This is a genomic window from Streptomyces sp. ActVer (assembly GCF_027270795.1).
Classification (GTDB): domain Bacteria; phylum Actinomycetota; class Actinomycetes; order Streptomycetales; family Streptomycetaceae; genus Streptomyces; species Streptomyces umbrinus_A.
Genome location: NZ_JAPWHT010000429.1, coordinates 1 through 8,775 on the forward strand (window position 1 = coordinate 1; position 8,775 = coordinate 8,775).

An 8,775-nucleotide genomic window follows, 5' to 3' on the forward strand; every position below is an offset into this window, starting at 1 on the left:
GCCCCCAGACCCCCACTGAAACTCAGCCCCTCCGGCGTTTGAGGAGCGGGGGTTTGGGGGCGGAGCCCCCGAGTAAGTGACGGGAATGGGCAGGGGCGGCGGGGGCGAAGAAACCCCCTACCCCGCCGCCGCCCCCTGATCCCGTACCGCGAGTCTTCGGAGCATCTCCAGCACCCGGTCGCGGGACTCGTCCGCGGCATCGATCGCTTCCATGCACTGCCAGTACGTCCCCTCGTCGCTGGCGGCGCAGGCTATGCCGACGAGGGCTATCCCGACCTCGCCGAGGAGCCCGCCGAGGTCGAGAAGAGCCAGACGCGCATCGCCGAGCTCGGTGAGCTGGGCGGCCCGCAGCCTCCCCACGTCGAGCACGGGCGCGCCCAGCACGCCACACCCCCGCCCCGCCAACTCGGTCAACCCCAGCGCCTCGCCCCGTAATTCAGGCGGCCCGGACACCGCCAGCCGACTGCCTATCGCCTGGGCGAGGGCCTGCGCCTGCCAGGCCTCCGCCATGATCCCGGGAGCGTCCGCGCTCCCCATCAGGGCACACCTGCTCGCGCCGATGAGCCGCACCGCGTCCATGCGCTGACCCCGTCTGTCCCGACGCGCTCTTCACACGCCTGCCCGAACTCCGCCTGTCCACTACCCAGAGTGAAGTGCTTCGGGACGAAAAGCCAGAGGAAGCCTGAAATCTGTGGACACGGAATTGATTGTGGACAGATCAATAACTCCGGAGAGTGACAAACGGGGTCTTCAAGTCCCTTTTCGGGGGCGCCTCATGGGCAACAAGCGGACGGTCACGACCCCTCCCCCACCGGAAACCTCCGTTCATTCCGGTCGATCTTCGCATCGAGCGCCTCAAGGACATCGATACCGAGCACCTCGCACACCTGCAGCAAGTACGCGAGCACGTCGGCGACTTCGTCCGTCACACGAGAGGCCCGCTCCGGGTCCTCCATCACCCGGGCCGACTCCTCGGGCGTCAACCACTGGAAGATCTCGACGAGTTCGGACGCCTCCACGCTGAGCGCGGCGACGAGGTTCTTGGGCGTGTGGTATTGCTGCCAGTTCCGCGCCGCCGCGAACTCGGCCAGCCTGCGCTGCAACTTCGGCACATCAAGTTCGGTCACGGTTCAAGGTCTACCACCGTCACTCCGCCCACCCCCGCCGCCCAGGACGCGTCGCTCACGGCCCCCACCAGCCGGATGTGCCCGCGCTCGCACATCCGCGCCGCCAGCCGTACGAGCCCCTCCCGCTGCCGTACGTCCAGATCGCGGTCGAAGCCGTCGGCGAGGACGGTGAGCGTCTGCAGTGCGGCAGGCACCTCCCCCGCCGTGTCGACCTCCAGCACGCCCGGCCCGGTGAGCAGCACCAGGGACAGCGCGAGGTACCTCAACTCCCCGTCCCCCAGCCGCCCGAGCGGTGTGCGCAGCCCGTCGCCCCGGTCCAGCAGCGCCCGTACCGTCCCGTCGATCCCGCCGAGCGCCCGCCCGGCCAGCAGGTCGTGGACCGGCCCCGCGCATCCCGCGCGCACCGCGTCGACCAGCAGCCCGTGCCGGCGCCCGCACTCCGACCTCGTACGCCACAGCACTTCGGCGAGGTTGCCGCAGCCGCGCAGCAGCCGTCCCGCGCCGAGCGGCACCGCCGTGCGCATCGAGCGGGGCAGCGGATCGCAGGCGAAGACCGACCGCAGGGCGACGACCATCTGCTCGGCGGCGGCGAGGACTTGGCGCTGGCCGTCCGTCTTCCCGGCGACGCGGAGCGGCAGGAGCGGTGTGCCGAGACGGTCGTCGGGCAGCGGCGCCCGGGTCACGGGGGACGAGCCCGCCGTGTGCCAGGCCGCCTGCACGGAACGTCGGCTCGGGTCGCGCAGCGCGGTCTCCAGCAGGGTCAGCCCGCCCGCCGTCAACCGCTCGCCCACGATGCGCAGTTCGGGCTCGGCCTGCACGGCGACGTCGAGCCGTACGGGACCCTCGGGGCCGTCCGCCGTGCAGCCGATGCGGAAGCCGCGCCGCCGCTGGGCGTCGGGACGGGCCCGCTCCGGCACGCACGCGACCGGATCCGGGAACACCTCGTCCAGTTCGGCGCCGCCGCCGAGCCGGGCGAGTGCCTCGTACGCCCGCAGGGCACTGGATTTGCCGCTGCCGCTGGGGCCGGCGAAGAGGCTGAGCGGTCCGAGCGGGAATCCGGCGCGGCGGTGCGCGGCGAACGCGGCGAGCCGCAGTTCGGTGACGCTCGGCCGGTCCGGACGTGACTCGGCCTCCGCGCGGGATCCGAGAGATGACACGGTCATATCCGGACGGTAGGGCTCCGCGACCAGGCGGAACCGTTTCGTCCGCGAAACCTTCCTACGAACGGGGGACCGGATCGAGGGTTGACACCCCCGACCGACACCGACCGTGAGGAACCACCCCGCGGAATCACACCCCGGAGTCACACCCTGCGCGTCACACCCCGGGAATCCCCGCCCCCTCCATCAGCCCCCGCACCTCGGTTCCGGGCGGCGTGAGCAGGAAGACGTTCCGGTCGACCCGGTGCATCCCGCTCGCGAGGCCGAAGACGACACCCGTACTGAAGTCGAGTACGCGCTTGGCGACGTCCGTCTCGGCGCTGGTGAGGTCCAGGAGGACCGGGATGCCGGCCATCAGGGTCTCGGCGACCTCCCGGGCGTCCGCGAAGACATTGACCCGGAGCACCACGAAACGGCGTCGCGCCTCGGTCTCCGCCTCCGGTATCGCCCGGTGGCCTACCGCCGAGGGCCAGGCGTCGCGACCACGCAGCGGTACGACCTGGGCGAGTCCTTCCCACTGTTCATCGGTGACGTCGTGGCTGTTCACCGGTACCCCCGACCTGACTCGCACTGATTGCCTGCACCGGGCAATTCTTGCGCATGATCACCCGTTCGGCCCAATGCGACACGGTCCGCAGCGGACCGCACCCCTATGCGTCCCCTCACACCCCCGCCCCACCGCCGGGTCGCCTCACACCTCGCCGACGGCGGCTGTGTGGCGCGTGTAACTCCTCATGATCGCGCCACGTGACACAGGCGTAACGGGCAATTCGTACGCTCATGGACCGAGGTTCCCCTCGGAGAGGCCGGAGAAAGGCAGCGTGTGAGCGCCACCACCCCCACGTCGCAGGTGCGCACGGTCTGCTCGTACTGCGGTGTGGGCTGCGGCATGGTCCTCGACATCGGGATGGGCCCCGACGGACGGCGTACGGTCCTGAAGGCGTCCGGGGACAAGGCGCACCCCGCGAATTTCGGCCGGCTGTGCACGAAAGGCGCGACCACGGCCGACATGCTCGCCGCGCCGGGACGGCTGACCACCGCCCTCGTACGGGACGACCGCGGGGCGGAGCCGGTGCCGGCGCCCGTGGACGCGGCGATCGCCGAGACCGCGCGACGGCTGCGGGCGGTCATCGACGAGCACGGTCCCGACGCCTTCGCCTTCTACGTCTCGGGGCAGATGAGCCTGGAGGCCCAGTACCTGGCGAACAAGCTGGCCAAGGGCTTCGTACGGACGAACCAGATCGAGTCGAACTCACGGCTGTGCATGGCGAGTGCGGGCGCCGGATACAAGCTGTCGCTCGGGGCCGACGGGCCGCCCGGCTCGTACCAGGACTTCGAGAAGGCGGACGTCTTCCTCGTCATCGGCTCGAACATGGCCGACTGCCACCCGATTCTGTTCCTGCGGATGATGGACCGGGTGAAGTCGGCGGGCGCGAAGGTGATCGTCGTCGATCCGCGGCGCACCGCCACCGCCGACAAGGCCGATCTGTTCCTCCGGATCAGGCCGGGTACGGACCTGGCCCTGCTGAACGGGCTGCTGTACCTGCTCCACGAGAACGGGCACACGGATCCCGGCTTCATCGCGGCCCGCACCGAGGGCTGGGAGGACATGCCCGGCTTCCTCGCCGACTACCCGCCCGCGGTCGCCGCGGAGACCACCGGCATCCCGGAGGCCGACATCCGCGAGGCCGCGCGGCTGATCGGCGAAGCGGGCGAGTGGATGAGCCTGTGGACCATGGGGCTCAACCAGTCCACACACGGCACGTGGAACACGAACGCGCTGGTCAACCTGCATCTCGCCACCGGTGCGATCTGTCGCCCGGGTTCCGGGCCCTTCTCGCTCACGGGGCAGCCCAATGCCATGGGTGGCCGCGAGATGGGGTACATGGGACCCGGTCTGCCCGGGCAGCGGTCCGTGCTCGTCGACGACGAACGTGCCTTCGTGGAGGAGCTGTGGGAGCTGCCGCCCGACACCCTCCGCAAGGACGGGGTCGGCAAGGGCACGGTCGAGATGTTCCAGAAGATGGCCGACGGCGAGATCAAGGCCTGCTGGATCATCTGCACCAACCCCGTCGCCTCGGTGGCCAACCGCCGGACCGTCATCGAGGGTCTTGAGGCCGCCGAGTTCGTCGTCACGCAGGACGTCTTCGCCGAGACCGAGACCAACGCGTACGCCGATGTCGTCCTCCCCGGCGCGATGTGGACCGAGACCGAGGGCGTCCTCATCAACAGCGAGCGCAACCTCACGCTCGCCCGGGCCGCCGTCGAGCCACCCGGCGAGGCGCTCGCGGACTGGCAGCTCATCGCGCGGGTCGCCTGCGCGATGGGGTACGAGAAGGGGTTCTCGTACGAGAGCGCGGAGGAGATCTTCGAGGAGATCAAGCGCGCGTGGAACCCGAAGACCGGGTGGGATCTGCGGGGCGTGACGTACGAGCGGCTGCGGGAGACGTCGGTGCAGTGGCCGGCGGGGCAGGAGGACGGCGGCGACCGGAATCCGATCCGGTATGTGGAGTCCGGGGGCGGGGGGCCTGTTTTTCCCACGGCCAGTGGGCGGGCCGTGTTTCATGCCCGGCCGCATCTGCCCGCCGCCGAGATGCCCGACGACGACTTTCCCTTCGTGCTGAACACCGGGCGGCTTCAGCATCAGTGGCACACGCTGACCAAGACGGGGCGGGTGGCCAAGCTCAACAAGCTCGATCCCGGGCCGTTCGTGGAGGTGCATCCGGAGGACGCCGCGGCGCTCGGCGTGGCCGACGGTGACAGGGTCGAGGTCGCCTCCCGGCGGGGGCGGGCCGTGCTGCCCGCGGTGGTGACGGACCGGGTGCAGGTGGGGTGTCTGTTCGCGCCGTTCCACTGGAACGACCTGTTCGGGGAGTATCTGAGTGTCAATGCCGTCACCAGTGACGCCGTTGATCCTGTGTCGTTTCAGCCGGAGTTGAAGGTGTGCGCGGTTTCGGTGGTGAGGGTTTCCTCCCCCGCCCCGCACCTTCCCGAGAGCGGGGTGCTGCCCCGGACTCCGCTGGGGGCGCTGCCCCCGGGCCCCCGCTCCTCAAACGCCGGAGGGGCTGGGACTGCCGGTGGCGCCGGAGGGGCCGAGTCGGCTGGGATCCCGCGAACAGCAGGAGCCGGCGACGTCTTCGGACTCACCCCCGCCCCTCCCCCCGTCCTCACCGCCCAGGAACGCCAGTACCTCACCGGATTCCTCGCCGGGCTTCCCGCGGGAGCGCCCGGTGTGCCCGTGCTGCCGCCGGACGCCCCCTTCAGTCCGGACCACGCCCTGTGGGTGAACGGTGTCCTCGCCGGGATGTACTCGCGCGCCGCGGAGACCCCGCGGGCCCCGGCCACTCCCCTGCGCGAAGTCGTCGTCCTCTGGGCCTCGCAGACCGGTAACGCCGAGGAGTTCGCGGTCTCGGCGGCCGAGCGGATCACCGCGACCGGGCACCGGGCGACGCTCCTCGGGATGGACGACGCCGACCCGCGTGCGCTGCCGCCGGGGGCGGACCTGCTGCTGATCACGAGCACGTTCGGCGACGGCGAAGCCCCCGACAACGGCTCCGGTTTCTGGTCGGCGCTGGCCACTTCCGAGTCGCCGCGACTGGACGGCGTGCGCTATGCCGTACTGGCCCTCGGCGACTCCTCGTACGACGACTTCTGCGGGCACGGCCGCCGGCTCGACCGGCGGCTGGACGAGTTGGGAGGGGTGCGGCTCGCTCCGCGTACGGACTGCGAGCCGGACTACGAGCCCTCCGCGCAGGCCTGGCTCGACCAGGTGCTCACCGCGCTCGTGCCCGGTCAGCAGGGGCAGACGCCCGCTCCCGCACCGGCTCCGAGCACGAGTGCGCCTCCCGTGTCGCGGAAGCCCGCCCCCGTCACCGCCCGGCTCACCGGCAATCGGCTGCTCAGCCTGCCCGGCGCGGGCAAGGAGGTCCGCGGGTTCACCTTCGACACCCGGGACAGCGAGACCCCGCTGACGTACGAGGCCGGGGACGCGCTCGGTGTGCGGCCGGTCAACTCCCCCGCCCTGGTGGAGGAATGGCTGGAGGTGGCAGGGCTGGATGCCTCAACGACAGTCGATGTGAACGGGGTTGGCAACACCTCCCTGGCCGACGCGCTGGGCCGCCATCTCGACATCACCAGGATCACCCCGGACCTGCTGCGCTTCGTGGCCGAACGGACCGGTGACAAACGGGAGTTGAAGAGGCTGCTGCGCCCGGACAACAAGGACGGGCTGGCCAAGTGGAGTTGGGGACGGCAGGCCGTCGACGTCCTCGCCGAGCACCCCGTACGGGCGAGCGCACAGGAGTGGGCCGGGGTCCTGAAGCGGCTCCAGCCGCGCCTGTACTCCATATCGTCCAGCCCGCTCGTCGACCCGCACCTCGTGTCGCTGACGGTGTCCGTCGTGCGGTACGAGAACCTCGGCGGCCAGGTCCGCGGAGGTGTCTGCTCGCCCTTCCTCGCCGACGCCGAACCGGACACGCCGGTACCGGTGTTCGTACAGCGCTCCCCGCACTTCCGGCCCCCGGCCGACCCGGCGACCCCGATGGTGATGGTCGGGCCCGGCACCGGAGTCGCGCCGTTCGTCGGCTTCCTCCAGCAGCGGCGGGCCCTCGGCCACCGGGCGCCCAACTGGCTGTTCTTCGGTGAGCAGCACCGGGCCACCGACTTCTACTACGAGGACGAGCTGACGGCCTTCGTCGACGACGGCACCCTCACCCGCCTGGACACGGCGTTCTCCCGCGACCAGCGCGCCAAGGTCTACGTCCAGGACCGGATGCGCGAGCACGGGCCGGAACTGTGGTCCTGGCTCCAGGGCGGCGCCCGCTTCTACGTCTGCGGAGACGCCTCCCGCATGGCCAAGGACGTCGACCGGGCCCTGCGGGACATCGCCGTCACACACGGCGGCCTGAGCGAGACCGAGGCCGCCGCGTACGTGAAGCAACTCGCGGCGGACAAGCGGTACGTCCGGGATGTCTACTGACAGATCGTCAGGAGCGGCTCCGGGAAGGGCTTGAGGAGCGACTTGGGGAATGGCTTCAGGAGCGGCTCGGGGAATGGCTCGGGTCGGTGGACGCTCCCCTCCGAGCGGCCTGCGGCTGGGGCTCTTACCGGCCTCACACCGGGCTCTTCACCACGGGCACCGCGGTGCTCACCACCGCGCATTAGCTTCCGATGCCGTGTACGTGACAGAGACAAGGCCCTCGGCAGCCGGTCTGCGGACACCCGTGAAGGTGTCGCCGGCGGACGGGACACCCGCGCAGTGGCACCGGCTCCTGACCCTGCTCGCCGACATCGGCCTCTTCATCGGTACGCGTCCGGTGTGGGCGCAGGCCGCGAGCCACCGCCCGCTCGTGGCAGCGGTCATCTCGGCCTGTTACGCGTCGATCCTCACGACGGGTGTCCTGGTCCTGGTGGTGCGCCGCGGCCGCTCGCTCGCCCGGCTCGACCTGTGCGTCCTCGTCACAGCCGCCACCCTCACCCTCTGCACGTACGTCATGAACCACGGCGGCAGCGACGAGGCCCTGCTCACCACGCAGGCCGCGCGGCAACTCGCCCACGGGCTCCCGGTCTACGGGCAGCCGTGGCCCCGGCTGTTCGGCCACGGGGTGGCGCTCACGCCCACGGCGACCGGCGGCTACGACTTCACGTACGGCTATCCGCCCTTGTCCGTGCTGCTCACGGCGCCGTTCGTGGGGGTGGGGCACGGGGCGATGGCCGCGACGCTGGTGAGCACCGGTGCCCTGCTGGTCAGCGCGGTCCTGATGTGGTGGCTGCTGCCCGCCCCCTGGCGGTCCGCGGCCACTCTGGTGTGCCTCGGTTTCGGGCTGCTCCCCGACTACGCGCGGCTCGGCTATCCGGCGGTCGTCGCGCTGGCTCTGCTCGTGCCGGTGGTGGTGCGCTGGCCGGGGACGGGAGCGGGCGGCCGGCTCGGTCCGGCCGGTCTGGCGCGGGCGGCATGTCTCGGGGCGGCGTGCGCGGCGCAGCAACTGCCTTGGTTCCTCACGCCGTTCCTGCTGGCCGGGATCTACGCCGTGCGCCGTGGGGAGCTGGGACCGCGCGAGGCCGCCCGTGTCGTGGGCCGGTTCGGGGCGGCGACCGCGACGGTCTGGCTGCTGATCAACACGTACTTCATCGTGCGGCAGCCCCACGACTGGCTCTCCGGCATCGCGCTGCCCCTGACCCAGGGCGCGGTCGTCCACGGCCAGGGTCTCGTGGGCATCTCGCTCTACCTCACCGACGGCAGCGGCCGGCTGGTCTGGTACTCGTACGCGAGCCTGCTGCTGGCCGCGGCCCTGCTCGCGCTGTTCGTCCTGTTCGTACGGCGTCTCGGTCCGGCGGCGGCCGTCCTGCCCTGGTGCGCGTTCTATCTGGCGACCCGTTCCCAGGACGGCTACTACCTGTTGATGACGCCGCTGTGGGTGGCGGCGGCCGTCACCGCGCCGCCCGTGTCGTTCGCGACGGCGTGGCAGCCGCGGCTCGGGCCCGGGCGG

Annotated in this window: 6 protein-coding genes; 2 read left to right on the forward strand and 4 right to left on the reverse strand. The window is 71.3% G+C overall.

All coding sequences use genetic code 11. From position 1 onward, the window contains the following. Positions 1-117: 117 nt before the first annotated feature. The 4 genes from O3Q52_RS42705 to O3Q52_RS42720 all read right to left on the reverse strand — a co-directional run bounded on the left by O3Q52_RS42705 (position 118) and on the right by O3Q52_RS42720 (position 2,834). Positions 118-579 carry a DUF6099 family protein gene (locus O3Q52_RS42705; RefSeq protein WP_269653924.1) on the reverse strand — a complete coding sequence of 154 codons (462 nt, stop codon included), beginning with the start codon at positions 577-579 and terminating at the stop codon, positions 118-120. 215 nt (positions 580-794) lie between these two features. Next, positions 795-1,127, reverse strand: coding sequence for a nucleotide pyrophosphohydrolase (locus O3Q52_RS42710; RefSeq protein WP_269653925.1), 333 nt, complete (start codon positions 1,125-1,127; stop codon positions 795-797). Beyond that, on the reverse strand, positions 1,124-2,290 hold the full coding sequence (locus O3Q52_RS42715; protein WP_269653926.1) for an ATP-binding protein: 1,167 nt from the start codon (positions 2,288-2,290) through the stop codon (positions 1,124-1,126). The genes O3Q52_RS42710 and O3Q52_RS42715 overlap by 4 nt, the downstream gene beginning before the upstream one ends. A 154-nt stretch (positions 2,291-2,444) precedes the next feature. After that, positions 2,445-2,834, reverse strand: a complete 390-nt coding sequence (locus tag O3Q52_RS42720) for a cell division protein SepF (RefSeq protein WP_200395422.1) — start codon at positions 2,832-2,834, stop codon at positions 2,445-2,447. A gap of 276 nt (positions 2,835-3,110) precedes the next feature. Here O3Q52_RS42720 and O3Q52_RS42725 point away from each other — a divergent pair, with 276 nt between their 5' ends. Both O3Q52_RS42725 and O3Q52_RS42730 read left to right on the forward strand, forming a co-directional pair. Beyond that, positions 3,111-7,265, forward strand: coding sequence for a bifunctional nitrate reductase/sulfite reductase flavoprotein subunit alpha (locus O3Q52_RS42725; RefSeq protein WP_269653927.1), 4,155 nt, complete (start codon positions 3,111-3,113; stop codon positions 7,263-7,265). Positions 7,266-7,515: 250 nt separating this feature from the next. Next, on the forward strand, positions 7,516-8,775 hold a 1,260-nt coding region (locus O3Q52_RS42730), incomplete at its 3' end, for a hypothetical protein (protein WP_269653928.1).